This window comes from Agrobacterium sp. S7/73 (assembly GCF_019355535.1).
Lineage (GTDB): Bacteria > Pseudomonadota > Alphaproteobacteria > Rhizobiales > Rhizobiaceae > Agrobacterium > Agrobacterium tumefaciens.
In genome coordinates, this window is record NZ_CP072138.1 from 327,637 (window position 1) to 354,048 (window position 26,412).

Annotated in this window: 12 protein-coding genes and 1 pseudogene; 9 read left to right on the forward strand and 4 right to left on the reverse strand. The window is 53.2% G+C overall.

The features are described from left to right. Window positions 1-2: 2 nt before the first annotated feature. The 3 genes from J5276_RS26145 to J5276_RS26155 form a co-directional block, all read right to left on the reverse strand. The gene (locus J5276_RS26145; RefSeq protein WP_174066454.1) at window positions 3-683 is read right to left on the reverse strand and encodes an amino acid ABC transporter permease; all 681 of its coding nucleotides are present in this window, start codon (window positions 681-683) and stop codon (window positions 3-5) included. Next, window positions 683-1,405, reverse strand: coding sequence for a substrate-binding domain-containing protein (locus J5276_RS26150; RefSeq protein WP_174066456.1), 723 nt, complete (start codon window positions 1,403-1,405; stop codon window positions 683-685). Before J5276_RS26150 ends, J5276_RS26145 begins: the two co-directional genes overlap by 1 nt. A 290-nt stretch (window positions 1,406-1,695) precedes the next feature. Continuing rightward, window positions 1,696-2,421, reverse strand: coding sequence for a GntR family transcriptional regulator (locus J5276_RS26155; RefSeq protein WP_162697302.1), 726 nt, complete (start codon window positions 2,419-2,421; stop codon window positions 1,696-1,698). A 197-nt stretch (window positions 2,422-2,618) separates the two neighbouring features. On the opposite strand from J5276_RS26155, the gene J5276_RS26160 reads away from it, so the two are divergent. From J5276_RS26160 to otnC, 5 genes are read left to right on the forward strand one after another with little or no spacing between them, the layout of a single operon-like run. After that, the gene (locus tag J5276_RS26160) at window positions 2,619-3,545 is read left to right on the forward strand and encodes a glutamate cyclase domain-containing protein (protein ID WP_174066458.1); all 927 of its coding nucleotides are present in this window, start codon (window positions 2,619-2,621) and stop codon (window positions 3,543-3,545) included. A gap of 57 nt (window positions 3,546-3,602) precedes the next feature. After that, complete coding sequence (locus tag J5276_RS26165; protein WP_174066460.1) at window positions 3,603-4,409, forward strand: hydroxypyruvate isomerase family protein; 807 nt, start codon at window positions 3,603-3,605, stop codon at window positions 4,407-4,409. Then, window positions 4,379-5,071 carry an arylsulfatase gene (locus J5276_RS26170; RefSeq protein WP_336510452.1) on the forward strand — a complete coding sequence of 231 codons (693 nt, stop codon included), beginning with the start codon at window positions 4,379-4,381 and terminating at the stop codon, window positions 5,069-5,071. Before J5276_RS26165 ends, J5276_RS26170 begins: the two co-directional genes overlap by 31 nt. A 20-nt stretch (window positions 5,072-5,091) precedes the next feature. Continuing rightward, the gene (gene otnK, locus J5276_RS26175) at window positions 5,092-6,348 is read left to right on the forward strand and encodes a 3-oxo-tetronate kinase (RefSeq protein ID WP_174066462.1); all 1,257 of its coding nucleotides are present in this window, start codon (window positions 5,092-5,094) and stop codon (window positions 6,346-6,348) included. Continuing rightward, window positions 6,345-6,986 carry a 3-oxo-tetronate 4-phosphate decarboxylase gene (gene otnC / locus J5276_RS26180; RefSeq protein WP_174066577.1) on the forward strand — a complete coding sequence of 214 codons (642 nt, stop codon included), beginning with the start codon at window positions 6,345-6,347 and terminating at the stop codon, window positions 6,984-6,986. Before otnK ends, otnC begins: the two co-directional genes overlap by 4 nt. A 241-nt stretch (window positions 6,987-7,227) precedes the next feature. On the opposite strand, the pseudogene J5276_RS26185 reads toward otnC, so the two are convergent. Further along, window positions 7,228-8,139 (reverse strand): annotated as a pseudogene (locus J5276_RS26185) (amidohydrolase); the annotation flags it as partial. 443 nt (window positions 8,140-8,582) lie between these two features. Between J5276_RS26185 and J5276_RS26190 the strand changes: the two are divergent. The 4 genes from J5276_RS26190 to J5276_RS26320 all read left to right on the forward strand — a co-directional run bounded on the left by J5276_RS26190 (window position 8,583) and on the right by J5276_RS26320 (window position 26,411). After that, window positions 8,583-9,167 (forward strand): toxin-activating lysine-acyltransferase, encoded by a 585-nt coding sequence (locus J5276_RS26190; RefSeq protein WP_174066464.1) that lies wholly within the window; start codon window positions 8,583-8,585, stop codon window positions 9,165-9,167. Between the two features lie 129 nt (window positions 9,168-9,296). Further along, a complete protein-coding gene (locus tag J5276_RS26195) occupies window positions 9,297-9,971 on the forward strand; it encodes a hypothetical protein (protein WP_174066466.1) in 675 nt (224 codons plus the stop codon). Beyond that, complete coding sequence (locus J5276_RS30570; protein WP_247750006.1) at window positions 9,971-25,705, forward strand: calcium-binding protein; 15,735 nt, start codon at window positions 9,971-9,973, stop codon at window positions 25,703-25,705. Before J5276_RS26195 ends, J5276_RS30570 begins: the two co-directional genes overlap by 1 nt. Window positions 25,706-25,763: 58 nt before the next feature. Continuing rightward, complete coding sequence (locus tag J5276_RS26320; protein ID WP_174066468.1) at window positions 25,764-26,411, forward strand: hypothetical protein; 648 nt, start codon at window positions 25,764-25,766, stop codon at window positions 26,409-26,411. The last annotated feature ends 1 nt before the right edge of the window (window position 26,412 follow it).

The window sequence follows — 26,412 nt, forward strand, 5'->3', positions numbered from 1 at the left end:
CCTCACAATGGTGTCCGAAGCCTTCTCAGGCGGGCAAAGGCGAGAAGGCCTGCGCCGTTGAGAAGGCCGCGCATCAGCGCCGTTATGATGATGTAGATGACCGCGACGACGAGATAGATTTCGAAGCTGCGAAACGTGAACGACTGGATGAGCCAGGCAACACCGGTCAATTCCTGGGCGGAGATCTGGTACATGATCGCGGTCGAAAGCATCATCAGGATGGACTGTCCAACCAGCGCCGGATAGACGCGCTCGAAAGCCTGCGGCAGCTCGATGTAAAGGATGCGCTGCAGTGGGGACAGAGCAAGACAGTCCGCAGCTTCGATCTGACCCTTTGGAGTTGCTTCGAGGCCGGCTCGGATGATCTCACCGGTATAAGCTCCGAAGTTCACGATCAACGCGATGACTGCCGCTGTGAATGGGCTCAGACGGATACCAAGCGACGCGAGACCAAAAAACAGCCAGAATGCCTGAATCAGAGATGGCGTGTTGCGGATAATCTCGACGTAAAAGCCGGCAATTCGATCAGCATTACGTGAACCATGGACCCGCGCCAACGCGCAGACGACGCCGAGAATTGCTCCGGGGATGAGTGCGAGGACCGTCATCAGCAACGTTGAAACGATGCCGCCGAGTATCTGGCCCATGTACTCGTTGAGAAACGAAAAGTCGAGTTCTCCCATTAAACTGCTCCTGCGCCAACTACGCCCCCGGGCACATCAAGACCCCCGGCCAGATATGATTTCCGAGCGAAATTGCTTGTTATGAACTCAAGGAAATCGGCGACAACTTCAGAGTCCTGCTGCTCAGCAAAGGCTGAGGCCGTGAAGATCGTTGTATGATTGAGCTCAGCCGGAAAAGGCCCGATGACGTCTACGCCGGACACGGCAAGCAGTTCGCTCATTTGCTGAACAGCGAATTCAACCTCACCCGTTAGAATATGCTCGGCCGTCAGGCCTTGCGGGATAATCTTGGCTTTTGCGAGCACCTGTTCGGCAATGCCGAGCCGTTCGATCAAGGTGCGGAAGAAAACACCGCTGGCGCCTGTTTGGGAAAAGACGACCGATCTTGCGGTAAGCATGCACGAGATGAACTCCTGCTCTGAGTTGATGGTAACGTCCGGCGAGCCGGCAATTTTCGCCAGGCCAACGGTCGTCGACGCGAGATCGCGAATGCTTCCCATCGAAAGGATGCCGTTGTTGGCTAGCCCTCTCACCATGTCAGATATAGCGATGATAACGTCGGCCCGTTCTCCGGCATCAACGCGATCAGCCAGGACGTTTGTAGGGTTGAAAATGACGTCGAGAGAGATGCCTCGGCTTCGTTCGTACTCGGGAAGAATCCTCTCCCGGAGGGGAGCGAGGACGCCAAGAGTGCTCATCAATCTGATCTTAGGAATTGCCACTGTCCCCTCCAATAGAGTGCCCGTATTGGGTTGGCTGATGAGCAAATATCCATCACGTATATTATGCTGTCAAGAATGTTTTTTCAGCAGATTGGGTTCGTGACCAAATTGGCGTCAGAATGCGCACAAGGCCCATGAAATAAACACTCTATGCTGCTTTTTTCGGCGCAATGCAGTCAAAGGACAGGTCCTTCTCACCGCCGTCTGATACAAAATATATATGGCCCCGACGAGATTATCGACGGAGCCATATCTGACGTGTGTAAGCCACAGTTTGTGGAGGCGTACGCTTACTCTATGTCTTCGACATCAAGGGTAAGAGAGCCCACCGTCTTGTTCTCAAGCAGTCGGAGAAGGCGGCGCTGGGTGTATCGAGCGTGTTCCGGCAGGAATGTTATCAGCTCGGCCCTGTCGCGTCTTTCTATAGCTTCGATGATCTGGTTGTGTTGGTCGAGGTTGGCGGCAAACTGCCCGGATTGATAGTCCGGATCGGCAACCTCTGCTTTGTAGATGTAGACGTTCAGCCTGCGGACGTGTCGGTGAGTGCTTTCTGCGAAGTCGTAGAACAGGCCGTTGCCAATGGTCTTATGAATGCGCAAGTGAAATTCCTGATTGAGCTGCGTAATCGCTAGGAACTCCCTGTTTTTAACGCTTTCTGTATAACGGCGCTGAATGGCCCGAAGGTCTGGCAGAAGCGTTGGATCGTCAAGTTTGCACATCTGCCCGGCTACGGATTCGGCGAGCTGATGCGCTACGATGACCTCGCCCATCTCGTCCATATCGAGCTTGCGGACATAGGTTCCACCCCGCTGCGGCATGATTTTGACGAAGCCTTCAGCCACCAGGCGATTGATCGCCTCTCTCGCCGGTGTGCGGCCGAGCTGAAACCGATCCACGAGAATTCGCTCGTCGATCCTGCTTCCAGGCTCCAGTCCCATATCGATGATATGCGATCGAATAAGATCGAGAGCGGCATCTGTTTGTGATGCGAGCTTCACTTCTTCATTCTGAGTCACGGGTGCACCTTTAAAAAATATCCCAAGTATCCAACGCTCCACCGCCTTTGCGGCGTGTTTTGCAAGTCTGATCGCGAACATGCAGTTTTGCGGGCAATTTGTCGAGGTGGAGACCCTATCGTTTTTTGCACCTCAAAGATTGACGAGCTTATTTCATGATAATATATGTGAGATATATTAATGCAAATGGAGGTTCCATGTCGTCGGTTTTTGAAGCAGTGGAAGCATCTGTTGGCCGCATGGTCCGTCGCGATATCTCGCGACTGGTCGCATTCGCCAACGGTAATATTGAAAAGGCAGCCAGGTCGATTGGTGAGCATCCCGCTCCGCATGTGGGGATCATTTGTGGCTTCTTCGTTCGGCATGCGGAACCGCCATCTCCCGAGACGGACGGCCTGAATGGGATGGCCCAACTCGCTGCAGGGCTCACCGAGGCCGGAATCAAGGTGACAGTGATCACCGACGCACCATGTGCGAAGGCGGTTTGGGCGGTCACGAAAGTGCTACCCCACGAGGTCGGACTGGAGGTGGTTTCCGTTGATGCGACCGCTGTGCGCAATCTTCGCAAGAACATCGAGCAATCCGAGACGCCGCTTACACACCTTATCGCCATCGAGCGTTGCTCGCTGGGCTCCGATGGAAAGCCGCACCGCGAACACGGTTGGGATATCTCTGGCGATACCGCACCTTTGGACTATCTTTTCGAAGATCACGGGTGGCAGGCGCCATGGAAGACGATCGGCATCGGTGACGGCGGCAATGAAATCGGCATGGGCGTCCTTCCCCTCGATATCGTCGAGAAGGACATCCCCAACGGTTCGCTCATTGCCGCCAAGACCGGTTCGGATTTCCTGATCGTGTCAGGCGTCGCGAACTGGGGAGCTTATGGTCTTCTGGCGGCTCTCTCCGCTATCCGGAAAGATATTGGTCCTCAACTGCTGAAACACTTCAATGGCACGTTCGAGACCGAGGTCCTTGCGGCGGCCGTCAATATAGGACAGGCGATCGACGACAGCCGTGTCGACCGGCTCGGTCAGTTGCAGATGACCATCGACAGGCTGCCAGTCGCCGACCACGTTGCGATCATCGATGACCTCAAGAGCATCGTTGCCGCCCATGCATGAGACGTTTGGCCGGCCTGTCGCCGGCCAAACTCGCTTACTTCGCAAGGGAGACAGAGCATGAGCGAGGATAATCCCTGGACCCTGCGGTTCAGTGCCCACATCGGGTTTCTATTCGGCGAGTTGCCATTTGGTGCACGGTTTGCTGCCGCCCGTAAACGTGGTTTTACAGCCGTGGAGCATCCGAGCCCGTTCGAAACGCCAGCGGCGACTGTCCGAAAATATCTGGACGATGCCGGTCTTCATTATGTGCAGACCGGCTTTCCGGCAGGCGACGCCTCTAAAGGGGAGAAGGGCTTTGCGTCGCTTCCTGAGAAGCGCGCCCAGTTTCGGGAAAACATAGCTCCAACTCTGGATTATGCCAGCGAAATTGGATGCAAGATGGTGCATGCGATGGCTGGAGTCGTGCCTGCGGGGGCGACAAGATCTGTCCTGTGGGCTGAATATTTGGAGAACCTGGCATATGCGGCGGATGCCGCAAGGGCTTACGATATCGACGTCATCGTCGAACCCATAGGGCCGGGATCGATTGCGAATTATTTCATTGCCGACCCTGACATTGCAATCGAAGCCATCAAAGCGACAAGCCGATCCAATGTTAAGCTTCTGATGGACGTCTATCATGCAATCAGCCTTGGCACAGAACCACTGGCGTTCATCAAAAAGCACCATGCGATGATGGGTCATGTCCAGATCGCTGACTATCCCGGGCGACATGAGCCCGGTTCTTCAATCGTTGATTTTGCAAGGGTGTTCCAGGTTCTCAACGATGTCGGCTACAGCGGCCATGTGGGTTGCGAATATCATCCATCGACGTCTACCGAAGAGAGCTTCGGTTGGATGCGCAACTACGGGGGATCCATGTGATGGCTCAACGCTCTCGAATCGTGTTGCTCCACGCGACAATGGTCGCCGTTGACCCAATCCATGCAGCGTTTCGCAAGCTATGGCCAGAGGCTGAAGCCGTAAACCTGCTTGATGACGCACTCACAATCGATCGGGCAAAGGCTGATGAATTGAGGCCTAATCTGCAAAGCCGGTTCGTTTCATTGTGCCACTATGGTGCCAGCCTTTCGGCGGATGGCATCCTGGTTACTTGCTCAGCCTTCGGCCCTGCAATCGAGCAGGCAGCGTCGGAGATCTCAATTCCGGTATTGAAGCCGAATGCACCGATGTTTGATGCAGCCATCAGGCAAGGGCAACGGATCGCGATGATCGCGACCTTCGCACCGGCGGTGGTAACGATGGAGCAGGAGTTTGCCGAGCAGGCGAGGGCACAAGGCTCCTCAGCGACGCTTGAGACCTTTGTGCTTCCGGACGCCATGGCCGCTTTGAGAAGGGGCGATGCGGGAACGCATAATCGGCTGGTTGCCGAGAAAGGCGCCAGTCTTTCCGGCTTTGACGCAATCATGCTTGCACATTTTTCCACGTCTCGTGCTGCGGACCTTCTGCGTTCACAAACAGCCACTCCGGTCTTGAGCGCACCCGAGGCGTCGGTGCTAGCGATGCGGGAAGCGCTCGCAGGCTAACCCACGTTGAGGAGATAACAATGCTGTTAGGCGCAATTGCCGATGATTTGACAGGAGCAACTGACATTGCACTCGCATTCGCCCGAGAGGGCTTGCGCACTGTGCAGGTCAATGGAATTCCAGACGATGGCCCTTTCGAGCAGAACGCGGATGCCGTCGTCATCGCCTTGAAGTCGAGGACGATCCCGGCTTCCGAAGCCGTCTTGCTGTCAAGGCGTGCCGTGACATGGCTGCGAGCTCGCGACGTCCAACAAGTCGTTTTTAAATACTGCTCCACCTTTGACTCGACGGACGCCGGCAATATCGGGCCGGTTATCGAAGCGCTGCTTGAGGAACTGGGAGAGACCATCACGATCGCCTGCCCAACTTTTCCGGAAAATGGCCGGACGGTGTTTCAAGGACATCTGTTTGTCGGGGACAAGTTATTGTCCGAGAGTTCGATGAGAGATCATCCTCTCACCCCGATGACGGATTCTAACCTCATCAGGGTACTGCAGAGGCAGACGGCCTTTTCTGTTGGCCTCCTCGCGACTGCCGATGTCCGAGCGGGGCAGGAGAGGGTGGCGGCACGGATAAGGGAAGCGGCGAAACAGAACCTCCGCATCTTGATTGCCGATGCAGCGACAGCGGAGGATTTGAACGCAATTGGCAAAGCCTGCAGTGACCGAATGCTGGTAACTGGCGCCGCCGGGATTGGTGGAGCGCTTGCTCGTAACCATGCTGCAGCAATTCATGGCGAACGCAGAAGTGCAGAATTCGTTTGGCCGCAAGGCCGAACGGTGGTTCTTGCCGGCTCCTGCTCGGTTGCGACCCGAGCCCAAGTGAACCACGTTATCGGGCTTGGCTATCCAGCAACCAAAATCGATCCGATCGCAATCGCTTCTGGCACACTTGACGTGGCTTCTGTTGCGGAATGGGCAGAGGCGTCGCAGGGTTGGCCACCCGTCATCTACTCCAGTTCCGATCCTGCGGATGTTCTCAAGGCCCAGGAGGTGTTGGGCCGCGACGAGGCCGGGGCATTGGTCGAAGACTTCCTCGGTGAACTGGCAGCCATCTTACGATCGGCTGGTTTCAGCAGATTTATCGTGGCCGGTGGAGAAACCTCAGGAGCGGTTTCCGCAGCTCTGTCTGTGAGCGCCCTGGAGATTGGGCCCGAGATTGATCCGGGTGTGCCGTGGACGAGAGCGCCAGACGCTGGAGGACCGGCGCTTGCCTTGAAGTCCGGAAATTTCGGCGCGCCGGACTTCTTTGAAAAAGCCAGGAGAATGTGCCAGTGATCGCCATCATATCTGAAGAGACGAAAGTCCGGGACGAGATTGCATCGGTTGGCAGATCGCTTTTCGATCGTGGTCTTTCTCCAGGCTCGACCGGAAACATCAGCGTCCGGCTATCGTCCGGGGAGGTTCTCATGACCCCGACGAACGCATCGTTGGGAACGCTTGATGCCAACCGCATCTCTAGATTTTCTGCAGAAGGCGTTCATCTCGAGGGCGACAAGCCGACAAAAGAAGCCTTTCTGCATCAGTGCGTCTACTGCAATCGTAAGGCCGCCAATGCTGTCGTTCATCTTCATTCAACTCACGCGGTTGCACTCAGCATCCTGCCGGAAATCAATCGCGCCGACGCTCTTCCGCCGCTTACCGCCTATTATGTCATGCGTGTCGGAAGGCTTCCGATTGTCGATTATTTCCCACCGGGCGATACGAGGTTAGCAGCGGCCGTCCAACTCAAGATCAGTCATGCGCGTGCCGTGCTCCTTGCCAATCACGGGCCGGTTGTATCTGGAAAATCGTTGCTCGACGCGCAATATGCAGCTGAAGAGTTGGAAGAGACTGCAAGGCTCTATCTGTTGGTCAGAGGCCTTAACGTCTCGCCCCTTACGCAGGCGCAAGTCGATGAACTCTCGCGCGGATAGCAGCAGGGTGAGGGATGGCGAGCGCCACCTCGACGCCGCATGGCTAAAACAACAGCCGACCGGCTTGCTCTGTCCTCGGACCTGCCGAGGTCTGGACATTCTGTTCGTAAAGTGCCAGAAAATCGTGGGTGCCACTGGATCGCCAAATGGCTGAAAATACTTGTGGTCAACGCCAAGGTACGGTTCTCTTCAAGACTTGAAATGACGGACTGCTGCCACCTGGACGGATGATGATAACGGTTTACGTTCCGGCGGCTCCAGGGTTTGTCTCCGCTCCATTAGACATAGCCAAACGCCGCTGCACGATCCCCGCGTGAAACCGCAAGCCGTGAACCAGTCCATCGTCATTGAAATCATAGTTCGGATTGTGCAGCGGCGCAGACTTCTCTCCATTACCAAGGAATATGAAGCACCCCGGCACCCTGGTAAGGAACTGGGCGAAGTCTTCCGACGCCGTCATCGGCTTCGCGCTGACCCGAACTTTGGCGGCACCAACGAGATCTCGCGCCACGTCAATCGCTTCTTTTGCCAACGCGACATCGTTGACGAGCGGAATAAATTCCCGCGTATAGTCGACATGCGCCTCGACATTGTAGGTGAGGGCGGTACCTTGCGCGATAATACGCATCTGCTTCTCGATGTCGGCGCTTACCTCATTTCGGAAGCTTCGGGCATCACCAAGGATGCGTGCAGTTCCTGGAAGCGCGTTCCTCGTCCCGTCGGTGATGAGTTCGGTGACCGACACCACTGCGATATCGGCAGGGTCGAGACGGCGTGCGACGATCGTCTGGAGGTTGGTAACAAGTGCGCAGGCGGCAACAAGCACCTCATTGCCTGAATGCGGTCGGGCAGCATGACCGCCGATGCCCCTGAGCGTGATTTCGAAATTGTCCTCGGCCGACATGATGGCATCGGGTTTCGTTTCGAACACGCCCACAGGCAGACCCGGCATGTTGTGGATGCCATAGATCTCATCGAACGGGAACTTTTCGAAGAGGCCATCCGACATCATTGACAGCGCACCTTTTCCCCATTCCTCCGCAGGCTGGAAGATGAAGCGGACGGTACCATCGAAACCGCCTTCCTCGGCCAAAAGCTTCGCAGCACCGAGAAGCATGGCCGTATGACCGTCGTGTCCGCAGGCGTGCATGATCGGGGGCAGAACAAGATTAGTGCGAAATCGTACGCTAACCGAAATTCGCGTATGTTTTCCGTGGTTTGACGCATGCGCTGAATATGAAGTTTTAGGGTGAAATGCTATCTACGACCCCGTTTTGGGGCGAAAAATTGATCTCGAGCATCACTTTTGCGGCCAAACGTACGATTTCGCACTAATCTTGTTCTGGTCCCTAGTGGTCGCCCGGCGCGAAGAGATGCTGAAAGGGCGGGAGAAATTAGGAGCTTCTCCAGCCGCTTTTAAATATTTATCCAAAGCGCGCACAGTTGGACGCTTCCATACTTGGATCGCCTCAATCAACAACCGTCATTGCAATCCCGCTTGGTGATAAACATACAACTTGAAATCGAAATTTGATCTGATAACTTCCGAAGTTGTGAAGGGTATCAACGCTTTGTGGGCGGTATTGCGGGGGCAGTATGACGGTTTTTTTTAAGGACGAGTCTCAGCAGAAGGCTACATCCGATGCAATAAACGACGATGTGATCCAAAAACTTTCACAAGCAAAAGGGCAAATTTTTTCTGTTTTTGGGCAAGTCGTATTCGGACTTAGTTCCGTTCCCCGCTATCGCAGCCAGAGCCTCGCCGACCTCGGTCATTTGGTCATCGATCCGATCAGCCACGACCGCATCGTAATTGTATCGAAAAAAATGGAAGATGGAGCTGAGCAGGCGGTTTTGGCACCAAACGCTATCGCAATTTGGGCAAGCGTGAGTGCAGATGTTGATGCAAAGATCGTAGAGCAGATTAAGGCGGGGGTTTTTCCAGTACGCTTAAAGCCTGCTGATTGGAACAGTGGTGAAATCGTGTGGTTGCTGGATGTTATCGCACCGACGCGAGAGCTTGCTACCTCCGTGCTGTCGAATTTCAACACAATTGCCAAGCAGAACCAGATAAAGGTTCATCCTATTATCGGACGTCTGGTTGATAGCGACGTTTTACGCAGCCTTATTGCAACACCTGATGACAAAAACACGCTCCCAGCCGATCAGCCCGTCAACTGATTTCTGAATGCCTCTTCGTGTTCGCACGCGACTTTAAATCTGCGGGAATGCCACATTTATTTTGATCTGAAGTTTGGCTCGGAGGCCGAGTTTCCTTGGCCAGCATTTATTCTGCGGAACTGTTATCCGATGCAGCTATTTGGAATTCTATGGAAAATTCCGTTTTTATTCGTTCTGTTGTTGCTTGGCGGTTGCGATGACAGTTGGTCGTGGCATCAAAAGCTGACGGTTACGGTTGAGACCCCGGCAGGGGCTAAATCTGCGTCGAGCGTGATGAAGGCCAGCTTGGAGCACAGTAAGGGTGGACCGTTTATACCTCGAGAAGCCAGTGGCGCATTTTTCAAGCTTCAAGGTGAAGCAGTTGTTTTGGAGGTCGTGCCGGGTAAGTATTTATTTGTCCTGCTGACGGATCTGCGGAGACCCTATGGGCTTTTTTTCCCAGGAGAAGCTCCTCTCGACGTTGCTCCGAAATTGGAACGCATGTCAAAACCGGCAACGGCCACGCTCACTAGATCCGACTATCCGTTGTTGGTGGCTTTCACTGATATCAACGATCCGAAGACGGTGAAGAAAGTAAATCCCGACGATCTGAAAGATTTTTTCGGTCAAGGCACTTCACTGACCTCAATCACCTTATCGATTACCCGAGATCGGGTGACGAAAGGTAAGGTCGAAAAGGTCCTGCCTTGGTTGAACGAATATTACGACAAGATGCTCGATAGCAATCGTTTTGAGACAATTTACGCAATTAACCGCTTTGCCAATTCGCTGAGCGCGGGCAGCTTCGATACGGAGAAAAATTAATGACCTCCCTAAAACCGTTTTCTGATGAATTATTTTTGGCGATCCTGTCTATGGACGCATACAATCGTGGTTACAACAGAGGCGTGGTGGATGGCGGGTTAGGCGGTGTCGGATCGTCAATTGGCACCGCCACAGTGACTCTACAAAGTGATACCCTTACAGGCACTCCAGGTGTAGATGCCGGTTTTTACGCGATCGCCTATAAATGGGGTACGGAAACGGTAATTTCTTACCGGGGCACGGACAACAAGAACATTTTAGACAGTGAGAACGACCTCTGGAACGGATGGACCCTCGGGGGCGGTTATGGCGCGGGCTCTCAGGCAACCCTGGCACTGGATTTTTACAAGCAGGTAATGGAGCACTCTGCGTTTGACGATACGGGGGCGCAGCCAATCCTCACGGGACATTCGCTGGGCGGTGGTCTCGCGGGGTTTGTGTCGTTTATCTCCGGTGCTACTGGTGTCGGTTTCGATCATATGCCGTTTGGCGAGGGAGCTATGGCGGCGATTGCCACAGAGTTGGCGCGGCGCACCGGCCTGTTTGATCCAGATATTGATACGGTAACACCCGAACTGCTCGAACTTATGGAAATGCATATTCCCAGCTTTGGGAGTTTTACGGGATACTTTGTCGAAGGCGAAGTGAATGTTGGACTTCGTGATGGCTCGATCGCGATGAACCTGTTTAACGTTCTCGCTTTTATCACGGGAAGTCCGCTGTTCAGTTCTTTGGGTGCCGGGATTGCAGCAGGGCAAACGGGCGCAGAGCAGTTTATTCCCAAAACAATGCTGGACACCCACAATTGGGATGCTCTCCCAATATTTGATACTTCGCGCCACAGCCAGGCATTGCTTGTCACGCTTAAATACGCTCAGGAAAAATCACACCTTGCGTGGTCTTCTGTTGCCAACGATCTGCTGACGTCGCTGTTCAGTAATGAAATCGCTTTGGCAGCGAAATTCCTGCCGGAAGATAGTGGAGGCCACTACAGCGCCGCGGATAAGATGCTGACCGCCATCGCCTACTCGGTCCTGGACAGAAACTCCGCTGAGGATGAGGCGAATTTTGGTTACGTTTTCGGCAACTCTGCGATCCGCGCCCTGTTCAATGACGCAGACGCACTCGGTTCAGTAGTCGCTTCGGATAAAAAATCCGGTCTTCTTGAGGCCTCTGCCCGGGGCATCTCGGAGATTATCGTGCAATTTGCTGCAACGCTAGCATTCGACAAGGTGAACTATCACAACTATGAGGGTGGCGCGCTTCAACCAAAAGATGGTGTTGTCGATTTTCTAACCGCTACGGGGGGCAAGACAGACAGTCTTGCTGACGCCACCATTTTGTCACTCAATCTGGACCAAGAGTTTTGGAACATTGGTGATAGTTCGGACAATCCGGCGGCGGTGGAGATTCTTGGCGTCGCCAAGATCGTGAACGCTCTCTTTAGCGACAATCGATTATCTTCGAAGCCGGTCGTCTCTGAGGCGATGGAAAAACTCTACAAGGATGGTGGCTCTGCCTCACCGTTTTCGGTGCCAAAAACACTGACATCGATCCAGTTCGCGCTCGCGGATGGGCCACTTGTCCTCACACTGTCAGACTCAGACGATACATTTGATGCACATCATGCAAGCCTGTTCGTTTCTGGGGACGGGAGCGACCAGATCGATGGCAGTCATCAAAATGATATGATTGCCGGAGCAGACGGCGACGACATCCTGAGTGGTCGCCTCGGCAGTGATATCCTGTTTGGTGGGGAGGGATCAGACATAGTCGTTGATTCCGTTTCCGAGCGCGATGGGGAAACGGGTCGTCAAAACGAGAGCGACATTTATATTGGCGGAGACCAGGGCGAAGATCCCTTGAGAGATTTTCACCAATGGCTCGCCGGGAATGCAGAAACCGATACCGTTCGGTATACGGTGGATGATCACGTTGGTACAACCGTTCCGCAAATTGAAGGCGTGGAAATCACTGATCTCAAGCTGACTGAAATCGGTGGCGTGGGCGCGCTTGAGATTTCGGTCAAGGATATCAAGAGCGGAGCCACCGGCGTTGATACGCTCATTGCGATCGAAAAAGTTCAACTGACGGACAACGCCGACCGCTTTGTGCTCAGCGGTGAGGCAGCATACGCACCGATTGTCGTCGACATGGGGGCGGGCGACAACATCGTCGATTTTATCGATGAAGCAAATCCGGGTTTTCCTGAGCCATGGGAGCAAGGTTTCTTGTTCATCAATTTCTCCACGACAAGGGAGAATGGGGAAGCGGCGGGGAAAACTTTAAACACTATTCAGATCGACGAGGGCCTTGGTGATCAAGAGCGATCCACACCGATTTTGCTTGTCGATGGCAAGCAGCTCATAGGTGGAGCAGCTTTTGATTTCGATAAATTCGACCTGGTTGGTGGTGCTGTAAGCACGTTTGTCGACATTCTGGCGGTTCCTGCTGCGCCTCCGACGATGAACGGCGAGAGTTACGGAATTTCCACCACCGACCGGGTAGAGGCCTGGCTGGCTGAACATGTGAAGCAATATACAGGTTATATTGCTGCTCTCTCCGGATATGCAGGAGTTGGCTCACCCTTATTTGGAGGAATCGGGCTAGCTGTCATGATGTCGCTGATGCCAATGATGCTCAGCGATTTACTTATTCTGAAGGAAGCTTGGCTGGATCCTTATGTCCAGCGCATTATCGGAACGCAAGGCGAACTCTACACACTTGAAAACGCGGAGTACGATCTTAGCGGCCGTGTAACGACCGCCGACGTTACGATTACAATGAATCTGGAGCAGGAAGAAGAATACCAGATCGCATTGAAGGGATGGCGGCAAGGCGATTTCGGTATAACTATCGAAAATCTCTCCTGGCGCAATGCGCTGGACAGCGGCACCAACAAAAATGGCCAGTTGGATGATTGGGACACGCTTTCTCTTGAAACTATTAGAGAGAAGTTGGCTGGTCTCGGCTTCAAGCCTCAAGAAATCAATCTGAGCGGGAGTGGAAGCTCGCCTGGCCCAGGGTTACGGGGCCTCGCCGCATCGGCGGGAGGTTCGTCTTCAGGTAACTCAATTAACGGCGGTATATACCGGAGTGGCAATGAGGGAATAAACGTACTTACGGCCAGCGCCGGCGACGATGTATTTAATGGCCAAGGCGGTAACGATACGCTCGTGGGCGGTGAGGGCCGGGATACATACGTCTTTCAGCAAGGCGACGGTAACGACGTTATCATCGATACCTCACCTGAAGGCAGTATTGTACGTTTTCTCGGCGGGCTTGATCCAACCACGATGCAACGTGCTCTTGTGGATAATGGAACCGGCGGCCAGGACTTACTGATAACTTATGGTCAAGATAACAGTATCCGGATCGTGGGCTGGTCTTCTCTGACAACGGAACAGCAGGGTCTGTGGTTGTTTGAGGGTGTGGACGCTGATCTGTCCTCTCCAAACTCTGCGGACACTCAGGATATTTCGGTGCTGCCGGACAGCCAGGGGGGGACGGCACAATCCCATATCGAGGGAACAAACGGTTCTGACGAACTGGTTGGCATCGACATTGCGGAAATCCTCGACGGAAAGGACGGTAACGATACGATCGACGGGCGCGGGGGCGCGGACCGCATTATTGGTGGAGCAGGTGATGATCTGCTTTTCGGAGGTGCGGGTGACGATCGGATTGACGGAGGAATCGGCGCAGATCAAATCCGGGGAGGATTCGGTAACGACATCCTTGTCGATAACGATGGTGACGATACCTACATTTTCGCTCGTGGTGACGGCCGTGATGAACTTCGAGATTACAACAACACCGGCAAGGACACTGTCAAGTTCCTGGACATTGCGTCAGGCGAAATAGAAGTTCTTCGACACGACTACAATTCAATAATTCTTCGGGTCCGTGGAACCGATGATCAGATCAAGCTGATCAACCCTACAAATTTCATCGATTTTGCCACTGTAGATCGTTTTGAATTCTCCGACGGGGTAGTCTGGAACCATTCCGATCTTCTCGAACGATATTATAGCCAGGCTACGACCTCGGGCAACGATCACATCTACGGATCCAGTTCCGCCGGCGTTCTGCACGGAGGTGCCGGTAATGACATTCTCGAGGCCTGGGGGGCTGGCGAGACATTTGTCTGGGAGCGCGGCGGTGGTCATGACGTTATTCAATCTGTGCTTGGAGACGCCGGTTCAGACGTTCTGGTCCTTGGGCCAGATATTCTGCCGAGTGACGTAACATTCCTGAGGGAGCCGCATCCAGCAGGCGGTTTTACTGGAAACTTGATAGTCCAGATCGCCGGGGCCGGCGGTGGCTCGGTCACAGTGGCTGGTTTCTTCACGAACAGTACCCATCAGCTCAGCAAGGTCGCGACCTCTGCAGGCGCGATATGGACGCGCGCTGAAATCATTCAGCTATACCTGCAAAGCCAGTCGACCCCTGGGGATAATTCTATTCTTGGGTCGGGCGGTAACGATGTCATTGCAGGAGGGTTGGGCAATGACCGGTTGGAAGGCAGCGGTGGTGTCGATACCTATCGATTTGACCAGAACTTTGGTCAGGATATTGTCGTTCTGGATAATAGCCAGGGTGACCGGTTTGAATTCCTGGCCCATGACCTGTCCGATTTCACCATAACGAGAAATGGTGGGAACCTTGTTCTGCAGGTGACGAACAGCACCGATCGTCTGACGATTGAGAATTTCGAGAATCTCTCCTGGGCGATTGAAAGTTTCAAATTCAAGAACGGTTTGGTTCTCGATTCGAACACCATATCCGCGATCGCCGATACCACGGTTAGCGCGACGAACCTGATTACGGATTCCTCGTCCGCTGACTTGTTGACCGGTTCGGCTGGCAACGATCGTGTCCATGCATATCAAGGCGATGATACGGTCTCGGCTGGAGCTGGGAATGATTTCGTCGACGGCGGAGTTGGTTCTGATGTCATCAATGGCGATAAGGGAAATGATGTTCTCTTCGGAGGCGTCGGCAACGATCAGCTTCTCGGTGGAGATGACAATGATCTGATCTTTGGCGGCAGCGGCAACGATTCTCTTGAAGGCGGGGCGGACTCAGATCGGCTATTCGGAGAGGCTGGTGATGACACGCTTATGGGCGGTCAAGGTGCAGACGAATTGTTTGGAGGGACAGGAAACGATGTCCTCCGTGGCAATACAGGCAATGATCTGCTAATCGGTGGAGCCGGGAACGACACCTATCATTTTGTGCGTGGCGACGGGAGCGATATTATCGACGCAGCTACCGATCGTGGTGCTGGTGATATTGAGATTCTCGAATTCAGCGGCGGCATCACAGCAAGCGAGCTGACATTTTCGTTCGATGACACCAATCTCGTGATCAAGTTCGGCAACTCTCCAACCGATAAGCTCACCATCAGGAATTTCCTCGCGTCAGGTTCCCTGGCGGAAATCCGCGCGGGGACAGTCACGCTTACATTGTCTGATATTCTAAGTCGAGCGACGGGTGCCGAGTCCGTTAGTGAAACAGTTCAATCGGATGATGGAGGAGTAGTCTACGGCGGTCTGGGCAACGACACGCTTGTCGGTTCTCTTGAAAGAGATCTCTTCGTTTACAATCGCGGCGATGGTGCGGACCGAATTCTCGACTGGGCGGGTGCCGGAACACTACTGCTGGCCCGGAACGACGAGCTTGTCCTCACCGGGGGCATTACATCGGATGAAGTGGTGCTCACCCGCTCGGGAGAGACGAACGAAGACCTCACGATCTCTTTTAAAAATGATGCCGGCAGCATCGTTATTGAAAGGCAGTTCCATGCCTGGAACTACACGGGTGGCGTCGAAAGCATCCGTTTCGAAGATGGTACCGTCTGGAGCAAGGCTGAGATAAGAAATCAGATGCTGAGCGCGCGATCAGGAGCCAGTGACGAAATCATAGAAGGCACGACAGAAAACGACCTTTTCCTTGGGTCTGCGGGCAATGACATACTTCGCGGTGATAGCGGAGAGGATCGCTACAGTCTCAATCTTGGGAACGGTCACGACGAAATCATCGATAGTGCTGGTTCCTCCGATACGCTAACATTTGGAGCAGGTATTCTTGCCAAAGACGTTACGGTTGAGCGGGTTGGAAATAGCGTAAAGCTTGCCTATTCAACGACTGACAGCGTGACACTCATCGATCTGTTTGCGTCCGATACGTCTGGTGTCGATACGGTTCAGTTCCAGGATGGAGCCGTATGGTCGCGAAACACAATTGCCCAAAAACTGGTTGAGTCGCAGCAGACAGACGGCAACGATGTTATCGCAGGTACTGATTTTGCTGAGATATTGTCGGGTGGGAAAGGCAACGATCACCTTGCCGGAGGAGCAGGCGGGGATACCTACCTTTTCAACCTCGGTGACGGCAACGATGTCATTACTGAGGTCGGAACGAGCGGGACCGATATTGTTAAACTGGGTGGTGGGCTACATTCAACCAATGTTGACGTCTCTCGCAGCCAGACAGATGGCGACGCGATCATTCTCGACTTCGGTAACGGCGACAGATTGGTTCTCGACGGTCATCTGAGCGGCGCAAATGGAATTGAATGGGTCGAGTTCGCCGACAAAACCATCTGGAGCAAAGACCAGCTAATTCAAAAGGCGCTTGCAAATTCGACGACGACGGGAAACGACAATCTCATTGGTTCGGCGATTGAAGACCGCGTAGAGGGTGGTCATGGAAACGATACACTTAACGGCGGCGGCGGTGCCGATGTGTATATAGTCAGCCGAGGTGATGGTGTTGACACGATAAATGATTTCGGGACTCCAAATGGGGCCAACGTTATCGAGTTTGGAAGCGGGATTTTCGCCCGAGATGTCGACCTCTCGAGAGATAGCACCAATCCGAACGACTTGGTCGTTTCCATACGCAATTCCAGCGATCAGATCATTGTCACGAACCATTTCTCTAATGGGGTCATTGGTGCTATTCGCTTCAAAGACGGAGTACAGTGGACTGCCGAGCAAATTGAGGCCGGAGCAAACAATCGCGCGCCGGAAATGACTTCAGTTTTGACGGAAAAGACTGCTGAGCAGGATGCGTCGTTCTCTTTTGTATTGCCAATCGGCTTGTTCAGTGATCCCGATGCGGGCGATCACATAAGTGTTGTGGCGACCCTCAGCGATGGTTCTCAACTTCCCACATGGCTTCAATTTGATGGCAGCCGCTTTTATGGAGAGCCCGACAATGATGACGTAGGAACGCTGACAATCACGCTCACAGCGATTGACAAGTACGGCGACCGTAGCGGCCAAAATTTCGACATCGAGATTTTGAACGTAAATGACGCGCCTGAGGTAAGAATCCTTCCCGCTAACCAAGTGGCGACGGCAGGCGTCTCGTTTTCGTATCAGCTCCCGAATGGTACGTTCATCGATCCCGATAACGAGGTGGTGGGAATTCCCGTTCAACAAGTCATTTTGTCTGCCGCTCGTGCTGACGGAAGAGCTTTGCCGGGTTGGCTCACGTTTAATCCCGCCACTGGAGTTTTTTCAGGTACGCCAACTGCAGTTGATGGGGGCATCCTTGATGTTGCGGTAACTGCGTCCGATGGTATCACGGCAAGCACGACCCGTTTTGGTATCGCGATCGGCACGAATAACACCTATCCTACGCTGGGTTCACCTATCGCGTCGCTAAACGCGACCGAGGATCTCGAGTTTGTATTTGATATACCTGCCGGCGCTTTCAACGACATCACGCCGGGCGACCGTTTGAGGTATACGGCTGAAATGGCCGACGGAACTGAACTCCCATCGTGGCTTAAACTGGATGCGGTCACTGGTCGATTCACCGGGGCACCTAATAATGGCGACGTAGGTTTGTTTCAAATCAGGATCACCGCTATTGACGTTGGTGGCGCGAGCGTTAGCACGACGACGTCGCTTGTTGTTGGCAACACGAACGACGCTCCGAACGTCGTAGAACAACTCGAAAGTTTCTACACGGCAGAGGGAGCTCCGTTTGCCTACGCGGTTCCTCAGGGTATCTTTGCCGACATCGATGCAGGCGATCAGCTAACACTTGAGGCTTTCCAGGCCGATGGCTCGGCTTTGCCTGAGTGGCTTCAGTTCAATCCAGCAACCAGTTCGTTCTATGGCGTACCAGATGATGCCGATGTTGGCATTTTATCCGTCGTCGTTAGGGCGACGGACAGGTCAGGAGCATCGGTAGACGCAAGCATGTATCTCGTCATCCGATCGGTCAATGACGCACCGATCGTCACGAATACCATTCCCGACTTCATTGTAGAGAGTTTTTCGAATTTCGAGATTTTGATTCCGGGTGATAGCTTCGGAGACGTTGACAGTCCCGGCCTGACTTATTCAATCCGCTTGGAGGGTGACGACGTTCTTCCCGAGTGGTTAAGTTTTGATCCAGTGACCGCAACATTAAAAGGAAGGTCACCACTCCTCGATATCACCGAGGGGAACCGCCTCTATATGCTTGAAATCAAGGCCACAGACGCGGATGGAGCCAGTGTCTCTCAGTTTGTCACCCTCACAGTTCGTGGAGCGTACCCCGGAATTTCGCTGATCGGGACGCCTGGTGATGATGACCTCCAAGGGACCTTAGGCCCTGACCAGATCTATGGCCACCAAGGAAACGACAAGCTAACGGCTGGGCAGGGCAATGACGTTCTCGATGGGGGAGAGGGCGATGATTGGCTCGACGGCGGCGCCGGACGAGACGTCCTTTCGGGCGGCAGAGGCAACGACACTCTCTTCGGTGGCGACGGAGAGGATGTTTACCTCTTTGGTCGGGGAGATGGTCACGACGAAATTTACGGCGCAACCGATGATGTTGACCCGAACGATACTATTCGTTTTAACGCCAACGTCAGCCCTTCCAATGTTACGGTTGGCCGAGATGGCCTGCTCGCAGTCTCCAACGATGGTCTCAAAATCATTACTGATTACACTAGGACCAGTTTAACTCTCACGGTTTCTGGCGGAGGGGACAGTATCACCGTCCGTGAGCAATTCGCGTCAAACTTCTCGACTTCAGGAAGTCTCCAGTCGTATGTTGTCGGAACAGTCGAGTTTTCGGATGGGTCCAAATGGACTTCTCAGGAACTCTCACAGCGATTTATGCAATCGACATCAGGTAACGATCTGATTGAAGGTGACTTCAGAAACAACGTTTTACTTGGTGGTGCTGGTGATGATCGAATCTTGGGCTTGGGCGGCGATGATTATCTCGATGGCGGAGTAGATAATGACGACCTCTATGGAGGCGAAGGGAGTGATACTTACTTCTTTGGTCTGGGCTCGGGGCAGGATCGAATTATCGAGTCGATCGATTCATCAAAAACATACAGTTTCGACACGCTCCGTTTCGGAACTGGTATAAACGTTTCGAACATAATTCTCACACGCGATGCGCGCAATCCTTATGAATGGAACTCGGCCCGCGAGGCAGGCAGTCTCCTCATTCAAATCGCCGGCACTTCCGACAGTATCCGCATATTCGGCCAATATGCGATGGAAAACGGCCTGTCCGCCGGTATCGACCGGTTTGAGTTTGCGGATGGGACTGTTCTTACCCGCCAGGAGCTGGACCTCCTGGTCAACCCGGATGCCGTTCTTCGAGGAACTGACGGTGATGATGACCTAAACGGGACGACTGCAGACGAACGCCTGGTGGGCGGCAAGGGTGACGATTTCCTTTATGGGAACGAAGGGAATGATACCTACGTCTGGAATCTTGGAGACGGTAATGATCGCATCAATGAAAACTCTAGCTCGAGCATTGATTTCCTCGAACTAGGCCTGGGTGTCGGACCGGAAAATATTCGCGTTGTGCGGGATTCGTTCTACCATGCTGGTACGCACGACCATATCTATATTCAGATCCTACCGACCGACGAAGTCATAACAATTACCGGCGGCGTCGGCATCGACGTGAACGGAACCCGGGACTTCATTCGACCTGTTGATGAAATCAGGTTTGCTGACGGAACCTCCTGGACCTTCGACGATCTCCTTGCCTATTTCCTCACCGGGACAGCAGGCGACGATGAACTTATCGGCTTCGACCCAAAGAGCGACGTTCTCGACGGCGGTGCAGGCAATGACATTCTTCGGGGTGAGGGCGGCGGTGACGTCTATGTTTTCGGTCGGGGATACGGCATCGATACTGTCTACGACAAAAAGAGCCTGAGCTATTGGAACTATCCGCTCGAATTCGAGAACTATGTGCGCTTCCGCCCATCGGTCACTCTTGAGGATATTCGCTTTTCCAGCGCCCTCGAGATCAGCGAAACTGGCAGACTGGAGACATTTGTAATTCTTTCCATTCAGGGGACAGGCGACCAACTGCGCCTCCTGGGAACCGGTAACTTCATCGATCGCCTTTATTTCGAGGCGGACGGTTCAACCGTGAGCTACGCAGGACTGGTTCAACGATATTTTGAGGATAACCGATCCGCAGGAGATGATTACGTCATTGGTTTCGGCGGTGGGGTTGTCAGTACTCTTGGAGGCAATGACACTCTGTTTGGCCGAAACGACGATACTCTTATCGGTGGGTCGGGTAATGATATCTACAAGTACTATAGTGATCTTGGCATGATCACTATCAGTGACGAAGGCAGTACCTCTGACAACGACGTCCTCGTTCTCGATTTTGGTGGCTGGGACGACTATTACGATGTCACGGAATATGGTCGCTTCGAGCGCGCCGCCAACGGGCAGGATCTGTATATTTTTAGGACCGCAGATGGCTACCTGGTTGATGTCCTGCTCAAGGGCTTCTTCCTTGGCTCGGACAAAACAGTCGAACGCATCCAATTCGCTGATGGAACCGAATGGGCCTCAAGAAATGAGATCATTTCGCATTCAGTCGCCAGCCCGGCGTCAAGTCGCCTTCTGGCCGGCACATCTGGCGATGATACAATTGAGGGTGAAAATTACGTTAGCGAAGAACTAAGGGGCGGTCTGGGAGGAGATACTCTCACGGGTGGGTATCAAGGCGGAGACGTCTATTTGTGGAAAAAGGGAGATGGGAACGACACGATTATTGATAGCGTCGACCGTGACTACGCCGATCTCCTGAAATTCACCGACGTGACATCCGCGGATGTGTCATTGCTTGTATATGGCAATGATCTGCGCATACGCATAAATCCGACCGGAGAGTTCATAACGATCCAAGATCATTTCGATTCTTCGAATGCGAACTATCAATATGGGATCGGAGAAATCCTCTTTTCGGACGGAGTGTTGTGGCGGCGGGCGGAGATCGACCGTCGGGCAGCCTACGAGGGCACTACCGGCACGGACGCCATTTCAGGCAGCCTGAAAGCTGACACGATGATCGGCCTTGCGGGGGACGACGTTTACACAGTCAACCATGTTTCGGATGTCGTCGTAGAAGCAATGAATGGCGGCCAGGATACGGTCCAATCCAGCGTCAACTATGTCTTGGCAGACAATGTCGAGAAACTGGTTCTGACTGGCTCCAACAGCATATCCGCTACTGGAAACAGTGTCGCAAATGTGCTGACAGGCAACAACTACTCCAACATCCTGCGCGGTCTCGCAGGCAATGACACACTTGATGGGCAAGGTGGTGCCGATACGCTTATCGGAGGCGCCGGTAACGACATCTACATAGTCGATACGGCCGGCGACGAAATCATTGAGGAAGCTGGTGAGGGAACCGATCTCGTCCGAGCCTCGGCGAGTCACACATTGGCCGCCAACGTGGAAAACGGCGAACTTGTTGGATCTTCCTCAATCAATCTGACCGGAAACGCTCAAGCAAACGTTTTAGTGGGCAATTCTGGCAACAACGTTCTTGCGGGGTTGGCAGGTGCCGACATGCTCGACGGAGGCCTCGGTATCGATACGGCAAGTTATGTCGCTTCGGCATCCGGCGTGAGCGTGTTGCTGACCACGGGTGTTGTGGCAGGGGGAGATGCCGAAGGGGATACTCTTGTCAATATCGAGAACGTCACGGGCTCTTCGTTCGATGATATTATAGAAGGTAGTAGCGGGACGAATGTCCTCGTCGGGGGTGCAGGTGAAGATCTGCTCTCATATTCAAATGCTGGCGCCGGGATTACAATAAATCTTGGCTCCACGAGTGCTCAGGCGACAGGTGGTGCCGGGACGGATACGGTTTCCGGTTTCGAGAATGTTACAGGCTCTGCCTTCAATGATACCCTAACCGGAACGACGGGTTCCAATGTTCTTGCCGGTGGTAAGGGATCTGACACTCTGGTGGGGAAAGCGGGGAACGATCGATACATTCATCGTGCGGGTGATGGCAGCGACTTCATCAACGATGATTCCAGCTCATCCGCTGACGTCGACGTTCTCGATCTAACTTATCTGTCGAGCAATGACGTTGTGCTCTCAAGGGTTGGGCAAGATCTTACGATCAAGATCAACGCAACAAGCGAAATCCTTACAGTAAGGAACCAGTTCTACTCGACGTCAGCCAATTGGGGGATCGAGCGCCTCGAATTTTCGGACGCAACGTGGGATTTGGCTATGATCAGTTCCAGGGCGTGGTTCCGCGGTACCATTGGTGCCGACACTATAACCGGGTCCGACGCGGATGACACCATCGACGGTGGGGCCGGAAACGATACGCTTTCGGGCGGGGTCGGACATGACACATATGTTTATTCGGAAGGCTATGGCAGTGATGTCGTAAATGAGAGGGCGACCGGCACAGACGTTGATACGTTGCACTTGATTGGTTTGAATCAAGCGGATATTCGAATCGAGCGTCTGACATCAGACCTCACCGATGTTGCCATCCGTATCCTCTCGACGGGCACAACTGTAACACTCGACAATCAATTTGATCTCGAGGGTGGGGTGGAACGGATAGTGTTTGGTGACGGCAGTTCGCTCGGTGGTACCGACTGGTCCCTCGACGCATTGCTGCGCACAATTGCGGCTTTCTACGGTACTGAGACCAACGATACCATCACCGCTGGTGCAGGCCTCGATCGCCTGCGCGGCTTGGGAGGAGATGACACGCTCAATGGGGGTGCTGGCGCCGATATTCTTGAGGGCGGAACAGGAAACGACCTCTATACCGTGGATGACATCGGCGACCTCGTTGTCGAACTCGCCGGAGAGGGCATTGATACCGTTCAATCGTCTGTCAGCTTCACGCTCGCTTCCGAAGTCGAGAAGCTTACATTAACGGGCTCTTCTGCTCTTAACGGGACTGGAAATGGGCTAGCTAACACTATCGTCGGCAACACGGGCAATAATACACTCGCCGGCTTGGGTGGTGGCGACATTATTGATGGCGGTGCCGGAACAGACACGGTAACCTACGCAGAGTCCGATGCTGCGGTTAGCGTCAATCTGCTCGCTGGCACTGCAAGCGGTGGACATGCTGAAGGCGACGTACTCAGCAATATTGAGAACGTTACCGGTTCTGAGTTCGCTGACACCATCACAGGGAATACGGCCGCAAATGTCCTATACGGCCTTGGTGGTGATGACCTTCTTGAAGGCGGCGCAGGTCATGACACACTTGACGGAGGCTCCGGTGTGGACGTGCTGCGCGGCGGTGCGGGCGATGATACCTACATCGTTGATAATATCGCCGACGTGGTGAGGGAAAGTGCCGCCGAAGGGACGGACCTGGTCCAAGCGTACGTCTCCCATACTCTGAGCGATAATGTAGAAAATCTCACGCTTCTAGGCTCTCTGGCCCTCAACGGTACGGGGAACACTCTTGCTAACACCCTTAGAGGCAACGACGCATCTAATGACCTTTCAGGCGAAGACGGTAATGACTCGCTCTACGGTTTGCTAGGTGATGATTTGCTTCGTGGTGGAGCAGGGAACGATCTCCTCGATGGAGGAGCCGGTGCTGATACGATGTTTGGTGGGATAGGCAACGACAGCTACGTTGTTGATGACGCCGGAGATGTAGTTATCGAAGCATTGAATGAAGGAACTGATTCAATATCGGCGTCTATTTCATTCACTCTCGCGCAAAATGTCGAAAACCTCACACTTACAGGTGCGGGGGCAATCAACGGTTCAGGCAATGAACTTTCGAATACTGTCACCGGTAATAGTGCTGATAACATATTGTCGGGCTTCGATGGAAATGACACTTTTGCTGGCGGCGGCGGAAACGATGTTCTTCTTGGCGGTGCCGGGAACGACGTATTGAATGGCGGTGCCGGAGCAGATTCGATGGCTGGCAGTGCCGGTGACGACAATTACGTCATAGACAACGTTGGCGACCAGGTCATCGAGATTACAGGTGAGGGTATCGATTCCGTGTCATCTTCAATCTCCTACAGATTGTTGGAGAATTTCGAGAATTTAACGTTGACAGGGTCCTCATCTCTCAATGGCGCTGGAAATGCGTTGAACAATACCATCACCGGGAACAGCGGGGCAAATCTCATCGAAGGACTTGCTGGGGCCGATGTTCTTAATGGCGGTAGCGGGATCGACACTGTGACATATATATCCTCGGGTAGTGGTGTATCTGTAAACCTGCAGACTGGAGCAACCGCTGGCGGCGATGCTCAGGGAGATATTATCTCTAATTTTGAAAACCTCACAGGTTCCGAGTTTGCAGATGTGCTGACGGGGAATACGGCGGCGAACGTCATTCACGGTCATGGCGGTAACGATGTAATACGAACTGGGGCCGGCAATGACCTCCTCAACGGAGGCGCGGGTGATGACATACTCTCTGGCGGAGTAGGATCAGATACGTTTGTCTATTCGTCAGGTGACGGAAACGATCAAATCAACGATGAGGCAAACGATGTTGGTGACGTCGATACCCTATTGCTTTCTGACCTCAACAGTTCCGATGTCACAGTCCTGCGAAAAGGAACCAAGCTCGAAGTCAATGTGACTTCAACGGGTCATTTGATCACAGTTGAGGGACAATGGGCGGAACCAGATGGTTACAGCGGGATTGAACAAATTCAATTCGCGGATGGCAGTGTGATGGCGCGTTCAGCAATCATGGCTATCGAAGACAGCTCTTCTCTGGATCCAGCAAACATCGTCGGTACCGCGAATGATGATGTATTCGAGAGTGTTAGTGGGGACAACACTTTCAGCGGTCTGGCTGGTAACGATCTTTATAACTATGGACGCGGAGGTGGGCACGATACGATTCTGGAGGACCAGTTTGGAGGGGATTGGGATCGTTTAGCTTTCTCCAACTTGTCCACCTACGACATCGGGTTAAGTCGAAACGGCGATGATCTCACAATCTGGGTTTGGGATAGTTCTGCCGGGGCCAACGATGGTGGATCAATTACTGTCAGGAATACGCTGGGAGAAAATTCTGGCAGTGGCGTTGAGCTCTTTACACTGGTTGAAGGCACCTTCACGAAAGCTGATGTTCAAAGCGTCTTGTTATCGCAGGCGACAACGGTGAATAATGATGTCATCGAGGGCTTCCGGAATACCGGCGACTATCTCGAAGGTGGTGCTGGTAGCGATACTTTTGTGTTCAAGCCGAACTTTGGTTGGGACACGATCGGTGATTTCGTTGCCGGTGAGGGAACTGATGATGTTCTCGAATTCCGCGGTGGTGTCCTGGCAGATTTTGAAGCAGTTCTGGCGGCAGCGTCACAGGTTGGCAACGACACCATAATCAACGTTGATGGCACGAATGGCATTACGCTCGCGAACGTCAACCTTGCCGACCTACATCGGGATGACGTGCGGTTCGTTGCGTGACACCGGAGCCCACGATTGAGTGCTCCCGTTGACAGGAACTCTACTCAGGAGGTGGAGCTTGATTTTGAGACGTGTATTTGCTTTCTCGCTCTTTCTACTTGTTTTTCTTCAACAGGAGCCTAGTTGGGCTCAAATCCAGAGCTATGTGGATTTCGACGCCAACGGCACCGTCTACAAGCTCCCTCTTACAGGAGCTTGGACATTTTCATTGTCGCGAGGTGATCAACGCGCCCACGTTCATTTGGACACGGGCGTAAGGGGTCGACTGCAAAAACTTGCTGACTTCAATGGATTGATTTCCGAAGGGTATCGTCTTGAGGAGGCCTCTATATGGGGTAGCGACGCGTGCGCCGCTGGGCTCTTTAACCCCGAACTATGCGCCTACAGCGTCTTTTCCTTCCACAGAAATGTGGTTGTCGAGATAGTATCTATAAAGATATATGATGATTTTAGGCGTGATTACGAGAAAAGATCCGGCTGGATCAGGAAGTCGTTAGCGAATGTTTATAATATAAATCTAAAGAAAACCGTATTCCCAAGTGAATCACCGCTGAGCGGAGCCTATTTTGTTTACACGATCAACGATAATTTGGAGATAAATGTACGTATTCGATCGGATGGGGAAAGGAGTATTTTGGATAAAATCGAAAGTATAATTGACGACAACATAATTATTATCGGCCAAAAACTCATCAGGGGCATTTGAT